The 18,311-nt window shown below is 67.3% G+C and carries 18 protein-coding genes; 14 read left to right on the plus strand and 4 right to left on the minus strand.

Going from position 1 to position 18,311, the window contains the following annotated elements:
* Positions 1-8 precede the first annotated feature (8 nt).
* Positions 9-617, minus strand: a complete 609-nt coding sequence (locus FVA74_RS01295) for a maleylpyruvate isomerase family mycothiol-dependent enzyme (protein WP_147719980.1) — start codon at positions 615-617, stop codon at positions 9-11.
* Positions 618-655: 38 nt separating this feature from the next.
* On the opposite strand from FVA74_RS01295, the gene FVA74_RS01300 reads away from it, so the two are divergent.
* Together FVA74_RS01300 and FVA74_RS01305 are read left to right on the plus strand one after the other, a co-directional pair.
* The gene (locus FVA74_RS01300; RefSeq protein ID WP_147719981.1) at positions 656-1,297 is read left to right on the plus strand and encodes a GNAT family N-acetyltransferase; all 642 of its coding nucleotides are present in this window, start codon (positions 656-658) and stop codon (positions 1,295-1,297) included.
* Between the two features lie 64 nt (positions 1,298-1,361).
* Entirely contained in the window at positions 1,362-1,784 is a 423-nt protein-coding gene (locus tag FVA74_RS01305) for an organic hydroperoxide resistance protein (RefSeq protein ID WP_147719982.1), read from the plus strand.
* 43 nt (positions 1,785-1,827) lie between these two features.
* Here the strand turns inward: FVA74_RS01305 and FVA74_RS01310 are convergent, their stop codons facing one another.
* A complete protein-coding gene (locus FVA74_RS01310) occupies positions 1,828-2,229 on the minus strand; it encodes a heme-binding protein (RefSeq protein WP_206022641.1) in 402 nt (133 codons plus the stop codon).
* Between the two features lie 296 nt (positions 2,230-2,525).
* Here FVA74_RS01310 and FVA74_RS01315 point away from each other — a divergent pair, with 296 nt between their 5' ends.
* The 7 genes from FVA74_RS01315 (at position 2,526) to FVA74_RS01345 (ending at position 10,579) form a co-directional block, all read left to right on the plus strand.
* Positions 2,526-4,127: an ABC transporter substrate-binding protein gene (locus FVA74_RS01315; RefSeq protein ID WP_147719984.1), complete on the plus strand. Its 1,602-nt coding sequence runs from the start codon at positions 2,526-2,528 to the stop codon at positions 4,125-4,127.
* 121 nt (positions 4,128-4,248) lie between these two features.
* Positions 4,249-5,418 carry an acyl-CoA dehydrogenase family protein gene (locus tag FVA74_RS01320; protein ID WP_147719985.1) on the plus strand — a complete coding sequence of 390 codons (1,170 nt, stop codon included), beginning with the start codon at positions 4,249-4,251 and terminating at the stop codon, positions 5,416-5,418.
* A gap of 3 nt (positions 5,419-5,421) precedes the next feature.
* Positions 5,422-6,390 carry a LysR family transcriptional regulator gene (locus FVA74_RS01325; protein WP_206022643.1) on the plus strand — a complete coding sequence of 323 codons (969 nt, stop codon included), beginning with the start codon at positions 5,422-5,424 and terminating at the stop codon, positions 6,388-6,390.
* On the plus strand, positions 6,387-7,772 hold the full coding sequence (locus tag FVA74_RS01330; protein ID WP_147719986.1) for an MmgE/PrpD family protein: 1,386 nt from the start codon (positions 6,387-6,389) through the stop codon (positions 7,770-7,772). The genes FVA74_RS01325 and FVA74_RS01330 overlap by 4 nt, the downstream gene beginning before the upstream one ends.
* A 1-nt stretch (position 7,773) precedes the next feature.
* The gene (locus FVA74_RS01335; RefSeq protein ID WP_206022645.1) at positions 7,774-8,583 is read left to right on the plus strand and encodes a mesaconyl-C4 CoA hydratase; all 810 of its coding nucleotides are present in this window, start codon (positions 7,774-7,776) and stop codon (positions 8,581-8,583) included.
* A gap of 20 nt (positions 8,584-8,603) precedes the next feature.
* Positions 8,604-9,767 carry a CaiB/BaiF CoA-transferase family protein gene (locus FVA74_RS01340; protein ID WP_240792263.1) on the plus strand — a complete coding sequence of 388 codons (1,164 nt, stop codon included), beginning with the start codon at positions 8,604-8,606 and terminating at the stop codon, positions 9,765-9,767.
* Positions 9,764-10,579 carry a CoA ester lyase gene (locus tag FVA74_RS01345; RefSeq protein WP_206022647.1) on the plus strand — a complete coding sequence of 272 codons (816 nt, stop codon included), beginning with the start codon at positions 9,764-9,766 and terminating at the stop codon, positions 10,577-10,579. Before FVA74_RS01340 ends, FVA74_RS01345 begins: the two co-directional genes overlap by 4 nt.
* A gap of 38 nt (positions 10,580-10,617) precedes the next feature.
* On the opposite strand, the gene FVA74_RS01350 is transcribed toward FVA74_RS01345, so the two are convergent.
* Both FVA74_RS01350 and FVA74_RS01355 read right to left on the minus strand, forming a co-directional pair.
* The gene (locus tag FVA74_RS01350; protein WP_147719989.1) at positions 10,618-11,931 is read right to left on the minus strand and encodes a TetR/AcrR family transcriptional regulator; all 1,314 of its coding nucleotides are present in this window, start codon (positions 11,929-11,931) and stop codon (positions 10,618-10,620) included.
* Positions 11,928-12,956 (minus strand): alpha/beta fold hydrolase, encoded by a 1,029-nt coding sequence (locus FVA74_RS01355; protein ID WP_206022649.1) that lies wholly within the window; start codon positions 12,954-12,956, stop codon positions 11,928-11,930. The genes FVA74_RS01350 and FVA74_RS01355 overlap by 4 nt, the downstream gene beginning before the upstream one ends.
* A 56-nt stretch (positions 12,957-13,012) precedes the next feature.
* Between FVA74_RS01355 and FVA74_RS01360 the strand changes: the two genes are divergently transcribed.
* The 5 genes from FVA74_RS01360 to FVA74_RS01380 are packed head-to-tail and all read left to right on the plus strand — an operon-like array spanning position 13,013 to position 18,177.
* Complete coding sequence (locus tag FVA74_RS01360; protein ID WP_206022650.1) at positions 13,013-13,966, plus strand: ABC transporter permease; 954 nt, start codon at positions 13,013-13,015, stop codon at positions 13,964-13,966.
* On the plus strand, positions 13,963-14,871 hold the full coding sequence (locus FVA74_RS01365; protein WP_147719990.1) for an ABC transporter permease: 909 nt from the start codon (positions 13,963-13,965) through the stop codon (positions 14,869-14,871). The genes FVA74_RS01360 and FVA74_RS01365 overlap by 4 nt, the downstream gene beginning before the upstream one ends.
* Positions 14,868-15,902 carry an ABC transporter ATP-binding protein gene (locus FVA74_RS01370; RefSeq protein ID WP_240792264.1) on the plus strand — a complete coding sequence of 345 codons (1,035 nt, stop codon included), beginning with the start codon at positions 14,868-14,870 and terminating at the stop codon, positions 15,900-15,902. Before FVA74_RS01365 ends, FVA74_RS01370 begins: the two co-directional genes overlap by 4 nt.
* A complete protein-coding gene (locus FVA74_RS01375) occupies positions 15,902-16,921 on the plus strand; it encodes an ABC transporter ATP-binding protein (RefSeq protein ID WP_147719992.1) in 1,020 nt (339 codons plus the stop codon). The genes FVA74_RS01370 and FVA74_RS01375 overlap by 1 nt, the downstream gene beginning before the upstream one ends.
* Positions 16,918-18,177, plus strand: a complete 1,260-nt coding sequence (locus FVA74_RS01380; protein ID WP_168220011.1) for an MFS transporter — start codon at positions 16,918-16,920, stop codon at positions 18,175-18,177. Before FVA74_RS01375 ends, FVA74_RS01380 begins: the two co-directional genes overlap by 4 nt.
* Positions 18,178-18,311 lie beyond the last annotated feature (134 nt).

The raw sequence follows: 18,311 nt of genomic DNA on the forward strand, positions 1-18,311 counted from the left end.
CCGCGCGCTCAGACGGTCGTGAAGCCGGGCGGCAGCTGGGCGCGTCCCGTGAGTGCCATGAGCAGGGTCACGCCCTGGCCCTTGTGCGCCGCGGTGCCCGCGAGGAGGCTCACGGCCGTCGCAATGCCCGCAGCCGGCGGGGTGTGGTCGGCGCCGATGGCTCGGGCGAGGTCGATCGAGTGCACGACCAACTCGACGACGCGCGTGCGCAGGTACTGGTCGAGCAGGATGCCCATGCCGCCGATCGAGACGATTCGGTCGTCGGGCTGTGCCGCGATGAGGGTGCGGGTGCGAGAGAGCGCCTCCGAGACCTGCGACACGGGGTCGGCCCCCAGCCAGGCGCCGGCCTCGACACCGCGGGCCTCGATCGAGGCATGGTCGGTGAACTGCTCGAGCACCTCGTTGTAGTAGGCCTCGGCCGAAGGGATGGTGACGGCACCGGGCTCGTCTTGCCCGAGGTAGCTCTCCACGGTGAGGATGGCGCGGGCTGTGTGGCCGGCCAGGCTGCGCACCGTCCACGTCCCGAGGGCGGGCTGCTCCCACTGCTCGTCGCGAACGCGACCGAGCAGTTGCACGAACGAACCTGAGGCGTCGAGAAAGAGGGTCGTGTTGCTCACGCGTCCATAGTTGCACTTCCCGTGACAGACTGCATTTCATGCCCGCCTCCAGACCCGCCGCGGCGGCCCTTGGTGGCCGTTTCGTTACGCTCCGACCGCTTGGCGAGGAGGACTTCGGCGCCCTCTTCGACGTGATCGGGCATCCGGAGGTCTTCTCCGGCGGCTACGGCGGGGGAGTTGCCGCCCTGCGCGACAGCCGCGACGAGTTCGCGGAGTGGCTGCGCGGCTACCTGCCGTGGGAGACGGGCCTCTCCTTTGGGGTCTGCCTGCGCGGCGGCCCGCATGACGGCGAGCTCGTCGGCACGACCTCCCTCGCCGACCTCGACCTGGGGAACGAGGGCGCCCACATCGGCTGGACTGCCTACGACCCGCGCGTCTGGGGTTCCGTCGTCAACGCCGAGGCGAAGCTCCTGCTGCTGTCGCTCGCGTTCGAGCACGGCTTCAGCAGGGTGCGGCTGCAGGCGGATGCCGCCAATGAGCGTTCCCGCGCCGCGATCCTGCGCCTCGGCGCCACCTTCGAAGGGGTGCTGCGGCACGACCGGCGACGGGCCGACGGCTCGTGGCGCGACACGGCCGTGCATTCTGTGCTCGTCGAGGAGTGGCCTGCGGTGAGGGACGGTCTCGAGGCGCGACTGGAGGCGCAGGGCGAGCGGCCCGTGCTCTACCGCGGGAGCCGGTGAACGGCGGCTGTGAGCATACTGGCGGTCGGCCGATCGCCGGGTCGACAGGGCTATGGTCAGAATCATGGATATCGCTTACACCGCAGTTGCACACGCGTCGGGAGGTGGCCGTGATGGCCACGTACGTTCGGATGACGACCGCATCGATTTCGAGGTTCGCCCGCCAAAGGAGATGGGTGGCTCGGGCGACGGCGTCAACCCTGAGCAGCTCTTCGCAGCCGGCTACTCCGCCTGCTTCCTGAGCGCCGTGCACGGCGCCGGCAAGCAGCTCGGTATCGACACGAAGGATGCCGCAGTGTCGGCGAGCGTCGGCATCGGCAAGAACGACAAGGGCGAGGGCTTCAACATCGCCGTCGAGCTCGACATCCACGTGCCGAACGCCGAGCAGGACCGCCGTCAGGAACTCGTCGAGAAGGCGCACCGCCTCTGCCCGTACTCCAACGCGACGCGCGGCAACGTCGAGGTCACCCTCACGCTCGTCGACTGACTTTCACAATTCAGGAGGGTGCTCATCTGCGCGCCCTCCTGAATTAGGAATGGAAGGCTGCTGCTGCCGCCGTCGCGATGCGCAGGTCTTCCTCCGGGTGGGCGCCGCTCACCCCAATGCCGCCGACCACGGGCTCTCCGAGCGGCACGCCGCCTGGCAGCGTCGTGGCGCGGAACGCAAGCTGGTCGTCGATGTGCAGGAACAGCTCGGGGTAGTCGCCCTTGAGCTTCGCAAGCGAGTCGCTCGTGCGCTTGAAGGTCGCCGCCGTCTGCGCCTTCGCCCTCGCAACCCCGAGCGTGAACCAGTTCGCTCCGTCCATGCGCGCGGCGCAGACCTCAAGCCCGCGATCGTCGACGATCACGACGCTGATGCGCTTGTCGCTCTCTCGCGCGATGCGCAGGGCGTCGTCAAGGGTGGCGCGGGCGGCCTCGAGGGTGAGTGTCACTGCGCTTCCTCCCAACATCTGGCGCTGCAGGAACTTGGCGATGAGTCGGTTCCGGGCGCGCAGCCGCTCTCGCGAATCTAGCGGCCGCCATAGGCCCTCGCAAGCCACAGAAACTTGCGACTCAGACCAAAGAACAGGCGTGCCGCCGACTGAAACGGCCTGTTGTTCGGGCCTTCAACGGCGTCCCATCATTACGACCACGGTGCGTTCTACGTCGAAGTCAGCACTCGATCTCCAACTCGGCACAGAGCTGTCCCGAGCATGTCCCCTGCCTACATGGCGAAGAAGGAGTGAATATGAAGACCTTCCGTCCGCTTATCGCGGTCGCGGCCGGAGCGCTGTTGGTGCTCACTGGATGCGTCGGCACGGGCTCATCTGGAGAGAGCGGCCAAGACGCCGGTGTCTCTACGACCCCCTGGGGTGCGCAGGTTCTGGAGCGTGGCGAGCCGCAGAGGGGCGGAAGCCTCACGTATGGCCTCAGCGCGGTCGTCGAGTCGCTTGACCCTGCCGGCTCGGCCGTCAGTGGCAACCTCATCATGCGGTCCATCTACGGAGTGCTGTTCTCCTACGACGACGAAGAGCGAAACATCCGCCCCGACATGGCGGAGTCGATCGAGAGTGAAGACGGCGCCAACTGGACCCTCAAGCTCAAGCCCGGCTACACGTTCACCGACGGCAACCCCTACGACGCCGAAGCCGTGAAGGCCCACTTCGAGCGAATCGCCGCCGAGGGCTCGCGCTCGCGCTCGGCAGAGGACATGCGCCAGATCACCTCCATGGAGGTCGCCGACGAGCACACCCTGCTGATGACCCTGAAGAAGCCGTGGACCGGATTCCCTGACGTACTCGTCGGCGCCTACCCTGGCGGCCCCGCTATGGTTCCCTCCCCGGCGGCCGTCGAGAAGTACGGCGAGGCACTGGCGACGAACCCCGTGGGTGCTGGCCCCTTCATGCTCAAGTCGTTCCAGCCCGGCGGTGACGTCGTGCTCGTCAACAACCCCGACTACGCGGGTGACGAGCCCTATCTCGACGAGATCAAGTTCGTCACGGCGACCGACACGCAGTCGCGCGTCTCCGCGGCCCTCGCGGGCGACATCGACATCGCCCGCGCCCAGTCGGCCGTTGACCTCGAGACTGCCGCCGACGGCGGGCTCACGATGCTGACCCAGCCCGATTCGGCCTACTACAACCTGCTGCTCAACCTGACGGCACCGCCCTTCGACGACGAGCGGATGCGCCGGGCGCTGGCGCACGCGATCGACCTCAACGGACTCAATGCGGCCGTCTTCGAAGGCAAGCACGACCCAATGTCGGGACTCATGCTGAGCACGAGCCCGTTCTTCGTTGACACCGACTGGCCGAGCTACGACGTCGACAAGGCAAAGGAACTCGCCGAGGAGTACACGGCAGACACGGGCAACCCTGCAGCGTTCAGCCTCACGACGACGAGCCCGCCCGAGTTTCAGCAGCAGGCGGCCGTGCTTCAGCAGATGCTCGCCGACGCGGGGATCGACATGTCGATCAACGTGAGTGACCAGCCCACCATGGTCTCCGAGGCTCGCGCCGGAAACTTCCAGGCGCAGCACCGCTATATCGAGATCATCGACGTGAACTACGCCCGCACAGCCTTCTTCAGCACGTCCGGTGGCAACAACGGACTCAAGGGAGATCCCACGGTGGACCGCATCCTCGACGAGATGCTCACGGCCTCCGAGGGCGAGATGAAGGAACTCTACGTCGACCTACAGGTTGCACTGGAGGACTGGCTGCCCCAGGTGCCCCTGATTGCCGTCAAGAACGGCGTGTTCGTCAGCGACCGCGTCGGCGGCTACCCGGGCAACCTGATCGGCCTGCCTGAGCCGGACTTCCGCCACGTGTGGGCAGTCCCCGGCAGCTGACGAAGTTCGTCGTCCAATCCCACGATTGCGCCGGCGGACGTCCCCCGAACTCATACCGAGGGATGCTGGCCGGCTCAGTACACGCCGCGTTGAGCGGCCAGCAACTCAATTTGGAGAACCCATGGTGTCGGTAGGCCTAGCGCGCACGATCTTCGACGATGCGCACGAGGACTTCAGGCGCGCGGTGCGAGCATTCGTGGAACGCGATGTGGCCCCGCACCTGGAGGAGTGGGACGACGCCGGTCGAGTGGATCGCGAACTCTTCCGCAAGGCCGCCAGTATGGGGCTGCTGGGGATGTCGGCCCCCGAACGCTTCGGCGGTGGCGGCATCGATGACTTCCGCTACAGCGCCGTCCTCTTGGAGGAACTCGCTCGCGTCGGCGCACACGGTGTCTCGATGGCGCTGTGCGGTTTCAACGACCTGGTCTCGCCCTACTTCACCGCCTTCGGAAGCGACTCGATCAACGAGCGGTACCTCGCCCCCATGATCGCCGGGGAGAAGGTTGGGGCGGTCGCGTTCACCGAACCCGGCGCAGGCTCCGACCTCGCGTCCATGGCGATGACGGGTCGGCGCGAGGGCGACCGCCTCGTGCTCAATGGGGCCAAGACCTTCATCTCCAACGGCCTCATGGCCGACGTTCTCGTGGTGGCCGTGAGGACCGACCCCGAAGCCGGGCGATCCGGATTCAGCCTCGTGTGTGTGGACTCGCATTCGGAGGGTCTCGCGCGCAGTGGCCCGCTGCGCAAGGTGGGCCTCGGGATGCAGGACACCGCCGAACTATTCTTCGACGATGTGCGCGTGCCTCGCGCCGACGTGCTCGGTGTCGAGGGGCAGGGGTGGGCGCAGTTGCGGCGGAACCTGCCCATCGAGCGCCTCCACATCGCCGTGTCGGCGATGGCCGCGATGCGGGCGACCTTCGAGCACGCGCTCTCCCATACGACCGAGCGACGGGCCTTCGGGCAGCGGATCGCTGACTTCCAGGCCAATCGTTTTTATCTCGCGGAGCTGGCAACCGAGATCGAGGTGACCCAGGCGTTCGTCGACCGCTGCATCCTGGACGCCGCTGAGGGCACCCTCGACGAGGTGACGGCGGCCATGGCGAAGTGGTGGACGACCGAACTGCAGCAACGCGTCGTGCAGCGTGCCGTCCAGCTCCACGGCGGCTACGGCTACATGAAGGAGTACCGAGTTGCACGCGACTTCATGGACTCGCGCGTGACCACCATCTTCGGCGGCACGACGGAGATCATGAAGGAGATCATCGGTCGCCGCATCACACGGGAGGGCTGAGCCATGGCGAACCTGGAACTCCGTGAACTTCAGTGGTTCATCGCGCTGGCTGAGAGGGAGCACCTCACCCAGGCGGCTGCCCAACTCCACATCAGCCAACCGACCCTCTCGCGGGCGTTGACCCGCATCGAAGAGCAACTCGGCGTGCAACTCTTCGACCGCCGCCGCAATCGGCTGAAGTTGAACAAGTACGGCGAGATCTTTCTTGCCCATGCCCTCAGGGCCTCGAGTGAGCTTGCCCAGGCCGAGCGGCGCATCGCGACCCTGGTCGACCCCGACAGGGGCTCGATCGCGCTCGGCTTCGTGGAGTCCTTTGGCAACTGGTTGGTCCCCCGCATGGTGAACAGGTATCGGGAGGTCGCGCCAGGCACGTCGTTCGAGCTCTTCGGAGGGGCAGCGGATGCCATTGTCGACGGGGTGCGGAAGGGCCGCTTCGACATCGGGCTCGTGGCGCCGCGTCCGGCTGCCGATGACCTGGAATGGCTGCCAATCGGCAAGCAGGCGCTTCGCGTGATCGCCCCCGCCGGCCACCCGTTCCAGCAGCGCGTATCGCTCGCGCTCCACGAGCTGGCCGACGAACCGATGGTGACCCTGCGTCTCGGATACGGACTCCGCACCGTGGTCGACGGCCTCTTCCGCGACGCGGGCATCCCCCACCGCATCGCGATAGAGACGACCGAGTTGTCGACCATGAGTGCCTTGGTCGCGGCCGGCGTCGGCGTAGCCATCGTCCCCGAGCCGCCACGCGAGTTGCAGCATGCGCCCCTCGGAGTCCCGCTCAGCGTGCCAGGCGCCCACCGGGAGTACGGCGCGATTGCTCGGCGAGTCGGCCCCATCGGCCATGCGGCACACAGATTCCTGGCGGCACTCAAGGCGGATGCCTCGAGCTCGGACCTGTACGCCGTGGCGCCGTCATCCGCCCGCCCCGCCCCGCCAGCATCCGTCGCCGGCCGAGAGGACACTCCTCAATGACCGACAGCACATCGATGAGCGAGGTGCTCGCGGCGCATTGGGCGTCCCTGCATTTCGAGGACATCCCTTCCGTCGAGGTGACGCGGGTGAAGGCGAACATCCTCGACACTCTCGCCGTCTCCCTCGCGGGCGTCGGCACCGAGGAGTCGATGCGTGTCCGCGGCGCCCTGCACGACCTTCATGGCAGTGAGAGCGGCAGCCTTGTGTGGGGAACGCCCGATCGACTGACTCCCGCATATGCGGCCTTCGCGAATGGCACCTCTGCACACGCGAGGGACTTCGACGACGGAGGAGGCCCGGGTCATGCGGGGGCCACGGTGCTTCCGGCTGCCATCGCCGTCGGGGAGCTCGTCGGCGCGAGCGGCCGCGACCTGATCGCCGCCACCATCGCGGGTTACGACATCAGCTATCGCCTGCTGCAGTCGCTCGGGGGATTCGCCGCCATGACGGATCGTGGATGGCACAGCACCGGAGTCATGGGCAGTTTCGCGGCGGCGGCGGCGTCAGCGAAGATGCTCGGCCTCGACGCACAGTGCTTCGCCGACGCCCTGGGCATCGCGGGATCGTTCACCGGCGGCATCTGGGCCTTCATCGATGATGGGGCCTGGACGAAACGCATCCATGCGGGCAAGGCAGGGGAGACGGGGGTCGATGCCGCGTTCCTCGCCCGGAGGGGAATCACGGGACCGCACCGAGTCTTCGAAGCCCAGTGGGGCGGAATCTTTGCCACGCACAACGGCGGAACCGGAAGCCCCGAGCGAGCCCTCGACCGCCTCGGCCTCGACTTCAACATCGACACGGCCTACATAAAGCCCCACGCGTGCTGCCGAGGGTCACACTCGACCATCGACACGATGCTTCGCCTGATCGAGGGGCACGACCTGACGCCGCAGAACGTGGCGAGAATCATCGTCACGGCGGGGAGCACCGCGATCAACATGCTCTCGGTCGATCCGATCGAGACAGTGTTCGACGCACAGTTCAGCTTGCCGTACGCCATCGCGATCGCACTCCATCAGCGCAGCGTCGGCCTCGACCAGTTCGACCCGCCGCGCATCCACGAACCGGCGATTCGTGCGACGTTCGATCGGATCACGATGCGACTCGACGAGAGCATCCAACTTGCTGACGGTCCCACCCTCCGCATCGAGCTGACCGACGGCAGGGTGATCAGCTCCGACTCGGGAAGCCCGATGAAGGCCAAGGGCTCTGCATCGAACCCGATGTCGCAGCACGAGGTGGCCCAGAAGGCGCGGCAGCTCCTTGCGCCCCGGGGCCCGGACGTCGCCGAGGCCTTGGTCGCGGCGGTAGACGGCCTCGACCAGTCGGAGGACCTCACCGACCTGATGAATGCACTCAGCTTCGCGACCGAGAGGAAATGACATGACGACGACAGTGCGTCGAGAAGAGATCATCGCAGCCGAGCCCGTGGAATCGCTCGCCGCGATGCTGGGGATCGAGGTCCCTTTCGGAGAGGGTGACGCGGTGCCCCCCATGTGGCACTGGATGTACCTGCTCGAGAGGACCGCGCAGAGCGAGCTCGGAGAAGACGGGCATCCCGTCGTGGGAATCCCCGCGCCCCCCGGCCCCGGGCGTCGGCGGATGTTCGCAGGCGGGCGAGTGGCGACCCTTGCGCCGCTTCGAATCGGCAGGAGCGCCACCAAGGTCATCTCGCTGCACCGCTCTGTCGACAAGGTGGGAAAGACCGGACCCCTGACGTTCACGACCGTGCTGCACGAGATCTTCCAGGACGGCGAGCTCGTCATCCGCGAGGAGCAGGACATCGTCTATCGCGCGGAGGGCGGGGAGCCCCTGCCGGCGGCGAAGCCTGCGGCACCCGCACCTGAGGGGCCGCGGCTCCAACTGGATGTCGATGAGCGGCTTCTCTTCCGATTCTCTGCGCTGACCTACAATGCGCACCGCATCCACTACGACCGCGACTGGTGTGAGCAGGAGGGTTACGACGGACTCGTGATCCACGGCCCGTTGCTCGCGCTCCTCGCTGGCGACCTCTACCGCCGAGAGGGGATCGACCTGACGGGCAAGACCTTCTCCTACCGGCTGGTCTCCCCGCTCACGAAGTCACAGGAATGCGTGATCGTGCCGGGCCAGGACGGCTTTGCCGCAGGGGTTGAGGCACGAGGCGCCAACGGCAGCATCGCCGCCGTGGCGAACATCGCGGATGCCGCGTGAACGGGATGGGGAAACCAAAGGTGTCTCGTCCGCTTGACGGCGTCACGGTCGTGTCGCTGGAACAGGCCGTCGCCGCGCCGTTCGCCACCCGCCAACTGGCCGACCAGGGCGCACGAGTGATCAAGGTGGAGCGCCCTGAGGTGGGGGACTTCGCTCGCGGCTACGACGAGACCGTCCGCGGACTCGCGAGCCACTTCGTGTGGCTGAACCGATCGAAGGAGTCGGTCGCGCTCGACCTCAAGTCGGAGCGCGGCAGGGAGGCCGTGCTCGCGATGGTGCGCGAAGCAGATGTCTTCGTGCAGAACCTTGCTCCGGGCGCCACCGAGCGACTTGGCCTCGGCAGCGATGTGCTCAAGGAACTGAATCCGCGGCTGATCCATGTGTCGATCTCTGGCTACGGCACGGGAGGCCCGTACTCGTCGAAGAAGGCCTACGACCTGCTCGTCCAGTGCGAGGCAGGGCTCGTCTCCATCACGGGGACCCCGGACGAACCATCGAAGGTCGGGATCTCGATCGCGGATATCGCCTCAGGCATGTACGCCTACACAGGCATCCTCTCCGCGCTGCTCAACAGGCAACGCACCGGCCATGGTGAGGTCATCGAGATCTCGATGCTCGAGGCGCTCGCCGAGTGGATGGGGTTCCCGTACAACTACACCTACTACGGCGGCAGCGAGCTTCCGCGCACGGGAGCGCGCCACGCGGCGATCGCTCCCTATGGTCCATTCCGTTGTGGGGACGGCCGGCAGGTCTTCCTCGGCCTGCAGAACGAGCGGGAGTGGGCGACGTTCTGCAATGAGATCCTCGAGATGCCCTCGCTCGTGCAAGACCCCCGCTTCTCACGAAACTCGCTTCGCGTCGAACACGCGGCCGAACTCAAGCAGGAGATCGAGCGTGGCTTCGCCGGCAGCACGGTCGAAGCGGTCGCGGAGAAGCTCGAATCCGTTGGAATCGCGAATGCCCTGCTGAGAGACCTGCACGCGCTTGCCGAGCATCCCCAGCTCGCGGCGCGCGGACGATGGCGTGACTATGACTCTCCCGCCGGCACCCTCCGCGGTCTCATCCCACCTGCGACATTCGTGGGGGCAGACCCCGTCATGGGGCCGGTGCCGGAGGTCGGCCAGCACACCGACTCCGTGCTCGCCGAGTTCGGAGTGGCGCGCCAGCAGAGCGTGGCCGTGTGAGCGAGACCGACCTCATGGAGCTGGGCCGCGCGCGGAGCTTCCTCTTCGTTCCGGGTGACCGGCCAGGTCGTTTCAGCAAGGCCGCTGCTGCGGGGGCAGACATGGTCGTCCTCGACCTTGAGGATGCCGTCGCGGCCGACAACAAGCGGGCGGCGCGGGAGCACGTCGGGGAGTGGCTGAGCGCCGAGGGGCGTGGCGTCGTCCGGGTCCGCGCCGCGGACGTGCCGGGTCACCGGGGTGACGTGGACTCGCTCGTAGGGCTGCCCGGGCTCCAGGGCGTCATGCTCGCGAAGGCTGAGAGTCCGGAGTCGGTGGCTGATGTCGCAGAACGCACGGGCGTGCCCGTCATACCCCTGGTCGAATCGGCGGCCGGCCTCGCGTGTTCCGAGCAAATGGCCAGAGCGCGAGGCTCGGCGAGACTCGCCTTCGGTCACCTCGACATGGCGGCCGACATCGGGTCGGCACCGGACCGGGAACCGATGCTCCACGCGCGTTCGACCCTCGTGTTCGCGTCGCGACTTGGCGGCCTGCCCGGCCCGATCGACGGGGTGACGACCGTCCTTGACAGCCCCGAAGCGGTGACGTCCGATGTCCGCTACGCGCACTCGCTCGGCATGACGGGAAAGCTCCTCATCCACCCGAACCAGGTGGAGGTGTCCCACGCCGCCATGCGCCCCACTGCGCAGGAACTCGCGTGGGCGAGGTCAGTGACAGCGACGCTCGGCGGCGGCGGCGTGGCGCGCGTCGATGACGTAATGGTCGACGCCCCGGTCCTCGCCCGGGCCGAGGCCATACTCGCGCGCTTCAGGTAGGCGGCGTCGGCTGAGGCGTCGTCTCAGCCGGGTCGCGTTCAGGATGCCTCGGGCCCCCGTGTCGGCAGGACGCTCCGGATCCCCGCATCCATGAACTCGGAGAGCACCCATGTGTAGGCGGTCATCGAACCATTGCCGCCCGCGATCTGCTGGGAGATGAAGAGACCGTCTGAAACGGCCGCGTGCACCATGGCGACGCCGTGGGTGAGTGTCTCATCGTGCTGAAGCTCTGGGAACATCCGGCTGTAGGAGTCCTGCCATTCCCGGCACAGTTCGGCGCGGACGCGGAGGCACTCCTCACGGGTGACCGTGTGCGTGTCTTCGCTGTGGAGGAAGAGCATGAGCGAGATCCGCATGAGGTTCGCCGCCCCGGAGTAGCGCCAGAGCGAGTGCGCCATCATCTCCAGCAGGGGGTCGTCAGACCACGGGGTTCCTACCTTGCTCGCGCGGGGGTGCGTGTCGTTCCAGTCCTTGTGGAGAAACTCGATGAGGGCTTCGAAGATTGCGTCTTTGTCTTTGAAGAACCAGTAGATCGAGGTGGGCGAGCATCCGCATTTCTTGCAGATGCGTGCGATGCTCGCGGAGTCGATGCCGATGTCGGATGCGACTGACTCGGCCGCGCGAAGGATCTGGATGCGGGTCGAGGTCTCGTCGTGCTGGGTCGGGCCGGCAGGCGGCAGCGAGGCGACGGCGCGCGCTGCCGCCGGTGGGAGCTCAAGGGATGCCGACGGTCGCTCCTCGAGGCGGGTCGCAACCCCTTCGAGCCCCGCGACGATGATGTCGGTCGTGACGTCGCGGTCAAGCTCGGAGAACACCGAGTTGATGAACCGGCCATCGACCGCGGAGAGGGTCAGGTTGCCAAGGAGTTCGGCAGCCGCCATCCGCTCGATCGCGTCCTCAATCCGTAGGCTGCGATCCCACCACGACGTGATGGCCGAGAGCGTCCTTCCGCGGAACTCGGTGAACCGCAGCCGGGCCGTCGGCTGCACGGGCCGACTCTCCAGGCCCAGCATGAGACCAAAGGTGCGGTATTCGGTTCCCTCAGCGCTCGGAGGAGTGAGCCCGAGGGCGTTGTGGCGGAGCGCAACGGCGCGCTTCTCGGGCGGCACGACCTCGCTCCACGATGGGGAGGTCGAGCGTCGCTTGCGATAACTGTATTCGAGCGCCTCAGCGAAGAGGCGGTCCTTGTTGCGGAAGTGCCACAGGATGAAGCTCTCCGAGAGCCCCGCCTCCTTCGCGACCGCCGCGATCGTCGTGGCCTGATAACCCGAGCGGGCCACGAGCGTCAGCGTCGCCTCGAGGGCGCGCGAACGCTGCTCCTCGGTCTCGCTGCGCGTAGTGCTGTCGGTCATGGCCCCATCCGGTTGTCCTCGCGGAGGAATCCCGTGACGAGAGCTTCGAACTCGCGAGCGCGTTCGAATGGTACCCAAAGCCCGGTCTTGCCGAAGATGTGCAGGCGAACATCCGGAATCTGGTTCAGCATGAACAGGGCGTTGTCGTAGCCCTGGATGCGGTTGTCGCGACCCCAGACCACGAGCGTCGGTGCCTCGACCTGGCCGAGGAGCGTCCACAGCGGCGGCCCCTGGTCGGGCTTGCGCTGCCCGCGTCCCTCCGGCGCCTTGGCCATGAACTCGGGGTCGATACTCGCCTGGTAGCGGTCCTGCACGACATCGTCAGTGATGAGCGCCTGGTCGTACATCATGACCGAGAGGTAGTTGCGCATCTTCTCCTCAGACGGCCCATCGCCCTTGTAGTAGGACTGGATGACTTTCTGGCCCTCGGTGGGGCGCGTGCTGAAGAGGGGGAGCCCGCCCATGGAGCTCACGAGGATGAGCCGCTCGATGCGTTCCGGTGCCGAGACGGCCATCGTGATTGCGGCGCCACCACCGGTTGCGAGCCCGCACACGTGGGCGGAGTCGATCGAGAGGGCGTCCATCATCGCGAGGAAGGTTTCGGCGTAGAAGGAGTTGCGGTCGCCCTCGACCTCCGGCTTGTCAGACTTTCCATAGCCGGGCAGGTCGACGATGATCGTGCGGAAGTGCTGGGCCAGCGCCTCAAGGTTCTGCCCGAAGTTGCCCCAGCCGTAGGCGCCGGGGGCCCCGCCGTGCACGAGCAGCAGCACCGGCCCCGTGCCCGCCTCGTGATAGTGGATGCGCACTCCGGCGGCATCGACGTAACGGCTCGTCTCTTCGGAGGTGAAGCTCACAGCGGTGTCTCCCGGGATGGTGATCGGATGCGTGCCGCGTCTTCGTCGCAACGGTGCGGCGACCGGCTCGGTCGGCGCGAGACTAACACGGCGCCAGAGCGCTGGGAGAGCGCGTGCCACCGTGTGGAACGCCGAGGTGGGACGAGGCATCCGAAGCCTGTTTGATGGCATCCGAACCACCCTCGCAAGGGGGCGAATTGAGCGACGTTGCTTGAAAAGGAGGCCGTGTGACATACGCAAAGGTCATCGCCATGAGGGCAGTGCATCTGGTGGTCGTGCTGCTCGGCGTGAGCTTTCTCGTCTACCTCCTGCTCGACCTGCTGCCAGGCGACACCGCCGAGGTGCTCGTGGCGTCGAGCTCCAACCCCACGCCGGGCGCGGTCGAGGAGATCCGCAAGGAGCTCGGGCTCGACCAGCCGTTCATGGTGCGCTACGTGCAGTGGCTCGGCAACGCGATCACGGGCGACCTCGGTGTCTCCTTCCGCACGGGGCAACCCGTGACGGAGGCGATCGGCGAGCGCCTGCCCGTCACGATCCAGCTGCTCATCATGGCCGAGATCATCTCGTTGGCGATCGCCGTGCCCCTCGCCGTGGCTGCCGCGCGCCGCCGCGACCAGGTTTTCGACCGCGTCGTCTCGGTCTTCACCTTCACGCTGCAGTCGATCCCCAACTTCGTGGTCTCGCTCGTGCTGATCGTGATCTTCGCGGTGACGCTGAACTGGTTGCCGGCCATCGGTTTCGTGCCCCTGCAGGAAGACGTGCTCGGCAACATCCGCTCGCTCCTGATCCCGTCGATCGCGCTCGCCTCGGCGCTCGTACCCCTCTACATGCGGGTGCTGCGCAACGAGATGATCCGCACCCTGCAGGAGGACTACATCCTCGTCGCCCGCTCGGTGGGACTGACGCAGCGGAGCGTGCTCTTCCGTTACGCGCTCAAGCCCTCGCTGCCCACGCTCGTGACGGTCGTCGGCATCAACATCGGCACGCTCATTGGCGGCACGCTGCTGATCGAGCTCATCTCGGGCCTGCCGGGTATCGGCACGCTCATCTACAGCGGCATCAACAACCGCGACTACGTGCTCGTGCAGGGCCTCATCCTCTTCATCGCCTGCGCCTACGTGCTCGCCAACTTCATCGTCGACATGATCTACCCGCTACTTGACCCAAGGGTGCGCGTATGAGTTTCACAACCAAGACCACCTCCCAGCGCACGGTCGTGCCGGGCAGCCCGCCCATCGGTGGGCGCGGGCTCCTCGGCCGCTCCCGCAGGGCGGTGCCGCCGTGGGCCGTCATGATCTCGCTCGGATGGCTCGTGCTTCTCATGGCGGGCGCGCTGCTGCTGCCCGTGCTGCCGCTGCCAGACCCGTCGCGTTCCGACTACGGCGCCATCATGGCGCCCATGTTCAGCCCCGGCCACATACTCGGAACCGACGAGGTGGGGCGTGACATCCTCGCCCGGCTGCTGTCGGGCGCGCAGGTCAGCCTCTTCGTCGGCGTCGCCTCGATCGCGCTCGCCGTCGTGCTTGGCGCCCCCATGGGCATCCTGGCCGGGTACTTCGGCGGCTGGGCGAACCGCTTCATCGTCGCGGGCCTCGACATCGTGCTGTCGTTCCCCAATCTCGTGGCGCTCATCGCCCTGAGCCTCTTCCTCGGCCCCGGCCTCTGGACGATCGTGGTCGGCATCGGCATCATCGCCTCGGCCCCCGTTGCGCGAGTCGCCCGCTCGGCGACACTGACCTTCGTCAACCGTGACTTCGTGACGGCGGCGCGCGGCATGGGCTTCGGGCATGCGCGCATCATCGTGCGGGAGATCCTGCCCAACGTGGTCGTGCCCGTGCTCGCGTACGCGATCGTCGTCATCGCCGTCGCGATCGTCGCCGAGGCGAGCCTCAGCTTCCTCGGCCTCGGCATCCAGCCACCGGATGCCAGCTGGGGCTCCATGATGGGCACCGGCCGGTCGAAGCTCACCCAGGCGCCGCACATCGTGCTGCTCCCGGCATTCACGATGGCCCTCTCCATCCTTGCGATCAACTTCCTCGCCGAGCACTTCGCGAAGCGATTCGACATCAAGGAGTCTGCGCTGTGACGGTCGAGCCCATCCTCGAGGTCAAGGACCTGCGAATTCAGTTCAAGACACCGCAGGGCATCGCGGAGGTCGTCAACGGGGTCAATCTCTCGATCGCGCCGGGCCAGGTGCACGGTCTCGTCGGCGAGAGCGGTTCGGGCAAGTCGGTGACGGCACGAGCCGTGCTCGGGATCCTGCCCCGCAACGCCCTCCACAAGCGCGAGGGCAGCGTGCGCTTCGCCGGTGAGGAGATCCTCGGCCTCAGCGAGGACGAGATGCGCAAGCGTATCCGCGGCCGCCGCATCGCCATGGTGTTCCAGGACCCCATGACCGCACTCAACCCCGTCATGCGGGTGGGCAAGCAGCTCGTGCTCCCCATGCGCCGCCACCTCGGCATCAACGGCAAGGAGGCGAAGGCGCGCGCGATCGACCTGCTCGGGCAGGTCGGCATCCCCGACCCTGAGGAGAAGTTCAAGGTCTACCCGCACCAGCTCTCGGGTGGGCAGCGCCAGCGCATCATGATCGCGCTCGCGCTCTCGTGTGACCCCGAACTGCTCATCGCGGACGAGCCGACGACAGCACTGGATGTCACGGTGCAGGCGCAGATCCTCGACCTCTTCGACAAGCTGCGCCGGGAACGCAACCTCGCGGTGCTGCTCGTCTCGCACGACCTCAGCCTGATCGCGGAACGCTGCGACGAGGTCTCGGTCATGTATGCGGGACGCGTCGTCGAGACGGGCTCGGCCATCAGCACCTTCGAGGCACCGCAGCATCCGTACACCAAGGCACTCGAGGAGGCCCGGCCGAGCCTCGAGAACCCGCCGCACACCGTGCTCCGCACGATCCCCGGCCGTCCTCCCCAGCTCACGGACCTTCCCCACGGGTGCTCCTTCGCCAACCGGTGCCCCCGGATGACCGAACTCTGCCTCGACATCGACCCGCCCCTCGAGCCGGGGCCCGCGGGACGACCCGTCGCCTGCCATCATCCCGTCGCCGGCCCCGACGAGCCCCTCGGGGTCTCGGTCACGGCGGCGAAAGAGAGGATCTCCTGATGACCGACACGGCAACAGCTCCCGCAGTCAGGGAATCGTCCGGCGATGACATCGTGCTCTCCGCAAAGGGCCTTGTCGTCGAGTACCCCGTGCCGGGCAAGAAGCCAGTGCGCGCGGTGCACGGCATCGACATCGAGCTGCGCCGCGGCGAGACCCTCGGCCTCGTCGGGGAATCCGGATGCGGCAAGTCGTCGACGGGTCGCGCGCTCGTCATGCTGCCCCCGCCCACGGAGGGCGAGGTCATGCTCGGGGACCTGCGCCTCGACGGCCTCACCCAGAAGCAGCTGCGCAAGCACCGCAAGGAGCTGCAGCTGATCTTCCAAGACCCGATCTCCTCGCTCAACCCGCGTCGCACGGCACTCGAGATCGTCATGGAGCCGCTGACCTTCCTCAAGCATCCGAAGCCCAAGGAGCGGGCGCTCGAACTCCTGCAGGAGGTGGGCGTCGACGCGGCCATGGCCAAGCGCAAGCCGCACCAGCTCTCCGGCGGGCAGTGCCAGCGCGTCTCGATCGCGCGCGGCGTCGCCCAGCAGCCATCCGTCATCATCTGCGACGAGCCCGTCTCGGCGCTCGACGTCTCGGTGCAGGCACAGGTGCTCAACCTGCTTGAGCGCATGAAGGATGAGCACGACCTCTCGCTCGTCTTCATCTCGCACGACCTCGCCGTCGTCAAGAACATCAGCGACCGCGTCGCCGTCATGTACCTGGGGCGGATCGTCGAGCTGGCCGGCTCGGAGGAGATCTACCAGCATCCGAGGCACCACTACACGGCGCTGCTGCTGAGCTCGATCCCGCAGCCGAACCGTCCGGAGAAGCTGCAGGATGTCGCGAACGAGGGCGAGATCGCCACGAGCCCGGCTCCGAGTGGCGGGTGCCCCTTTGCGGCCCGCTGCCCGGCCGCGACGGAGATCTGCCGCACCGTCATGCCGCCGCTCGCGGAGATCGCACCGGGGCACCGGGTGGCCTGCCACCACCCCATCCCGGTGGAGGCCGAACCGGACCTGCGTTCGGCGAGTTGAGCGGGCCCGCTGAGGAAGGCGGCTCGCCCCGCCGGGGGCCGTTCAGCGCGCTTCGACACCGGCGCTTTGCGATCTTCTGGGTTGCCGCCGCGGTGTCCACGACGGGCACGTGGCTAAGCAACCTCGCCGTGCCGTTCGTCATCTTCGAGATGACGCACAGCGCCACCTGGGTGGGCATCGGCGCGGCGGCACAGTTCATCCCCAACGTGCTCATGGGCCCCCTCGGCGGAGCATGGGCCGATCGCTTCGACCGCAGGCGAGTGCTGATCGGCACGCAGATCTTCGGCAGCCTCGCCGCCCTGATCCTGTTCCTCGTCGTCGCCTCGGGCACGCAGAACCCGCTCCTCGTCATCCTGCCCGTCACCCTGCAGGGGATCTTCGGCGGGCTGAACCTGCCCAGCTGGCAGGCGCTCGTGCACGACCTCGTGCCGAGGGAGGACATCCAGTCGGCGGTCACCCTTAACACGATGCAGTTCAACGTGGGCCGGGCGCTCGGACCCGCCCTCGCGGGCATCCTCATCGGAACGCTCGGGCCCAGTCCAGCGTTCCTGCTCAACAGCGTCTCGTTCGTGTTCGTGCTGGTCGCGCTCATCGCGATCGGGGGCGGCGCGCGGCGGGCCCTCGCGAAGCCGCGCATCAGTGCGCTCAGGAGCTTCGGCACCGCGCTCTCCTACATCCGCCGCCAGCGCGGGATCACGGTGTCGATCATCGTGTCGATCGCGATCGGCATTCTCTTCAACCCCGTCTTCAACCTCACGATCATCCTCGCGTCCACCGTCTACGACGCCGGCGGACTCGAACTCGGCATCATGACCGCCGCCGCCGGGGTGGGGGCACTCATCGCGGGTCCGATCGTCGCGTCGTCGAAGCATCCGCTCTCCCTCGTCACGCTTGCCGGGATGTTGGGCGTCGGCGCGGCCGTGCTCGTGCTGGGCGCCGTGGAGAACTACATCGCGGCCATCGCCGCCCTCTTCGTCGCGGGCGCAGGCTTCCTCACCGTCATCGCGGGCGTCAACACCGCCATCCAGCTCATCGTCACCGACCGGATGCGCGGCAGCGTGATCGCCGTGCGCATCATGCTCTACACCCTGTCGATGGCGGTGGGCGCGCTCATCATGGGCGGCATCGCCGACTGGCTCGGGGTGCGCGAGTCCCTCATGATCGCGGGAGCCGCCATGCTGTTGCTCGGGCTGCTGCTCCTGGTGCGGCGCGACGCGGGAATCGGTCGGCTCGACGACCCGCAGGACGAGGACTAGAGGGGGTCACGCCCACTCTTCAAGTATCGCACCGCCCGGACCAACAGGAGCATCATGAGCGGAGAGGTTCACGCAACCCCGTGGAATGACAAACCACTTGGCGGTCCCGACTCACCCGAACGGTTCCTTGACGG

It is taken from the genome of Salinibacterium sp. dk2585, from assembly GCF_008001035.1.
GTDB lineage: Bacteria > Actinomycetota > Actinomycetes > Actinomycetales > Microbacteriaceae > Homoserinimonas.

What these genes read in the sequence shown, in the direction of transcription:
- FVA74_RS01300 (WP_147719981.1), top strand. Translation starts at nt 656, where the DNA reads ATGCCCGCCTCCAGACCCGCCGCGGCGGCCCTTGGTGGCCGTTTCGTT.
- FVA74_RS01305 (WP_147719982.1), top strand. Translation starts at nt 1,362, where the DNA reads ATGGATATCGCTTACACCGCAGTTGCACACGCGTCGGGAGGTGGCCGT.
- FVA74_RS01315 (WP_147719984.1), top strand. Translation starts at nt 2,526, where the DNA reads ATGAAGACCTTCCGTCCGCTTATCGCGGTCGCGGCCGGAGCGCTGTTG.
- FVA74_RS01320 (WP_147719985.1), top strand. Translation starts at nt 4,249, where the DNA reads ATGGTGTCGGTAGGCCTAGCGCGCACGATCTTCGACGATGCGCACGAG.
- FVA74_RS01325 (WP_206022643.1), top strand. Translation starts at nt 5,422, where the DNA reads ATGGCGAACCTGGAACTCCGTGAACTTCAGTGGTTCATCGCGCTGGCT.
- FVA74_RS01330 (WP_147719986.1), top strand. Translation starts at nt 6,387, where the DNA reads ATGACCGACAGCACATCGATGAGCGAGGTGCTCGCGGCGCATTGGGCG.
- FVA74_RS01335 (WP_206022645.1), top strand. Translation starts at nt 7,774, where the DNA reads ATGACGACGACAGTGCGTCGAGAAGAGATCATCGCAGCCGAGCCCGTG.
- FVA74_RS01350 (WP_147719989.1), bottom strand. Translation starts at nt 11,931, where the DNA reads ATGACCGACAGCACTACGCGCAGCGAGACCGAGGAGCAGCGTTCGCGC.
- FVA74_RS01355 (WP_206022649.1), bottom strand. Translation starts at nt 12,956, where the DNA reads ATGCCATCAAACAGGCTTCGGATGCCTCGTCCCACCTCGGCGTTCCAC.
- FVA74_RS01365 (WP_147719990.1), top strand. Translation starts at nt 13,963, where the DNA reads ATGAGTTTCACAACCAAGACCACCTCCCAGCGCACGGTCGTGCCGGGC.
- FVA74_RS01375 (WP_147719992.1), top strand. Translation starts at nt 15,902, where the DNA reads ATGACCGACACGGCAACAGCTCCCGCAGTCAGGGAATCGTCCGGCGAT.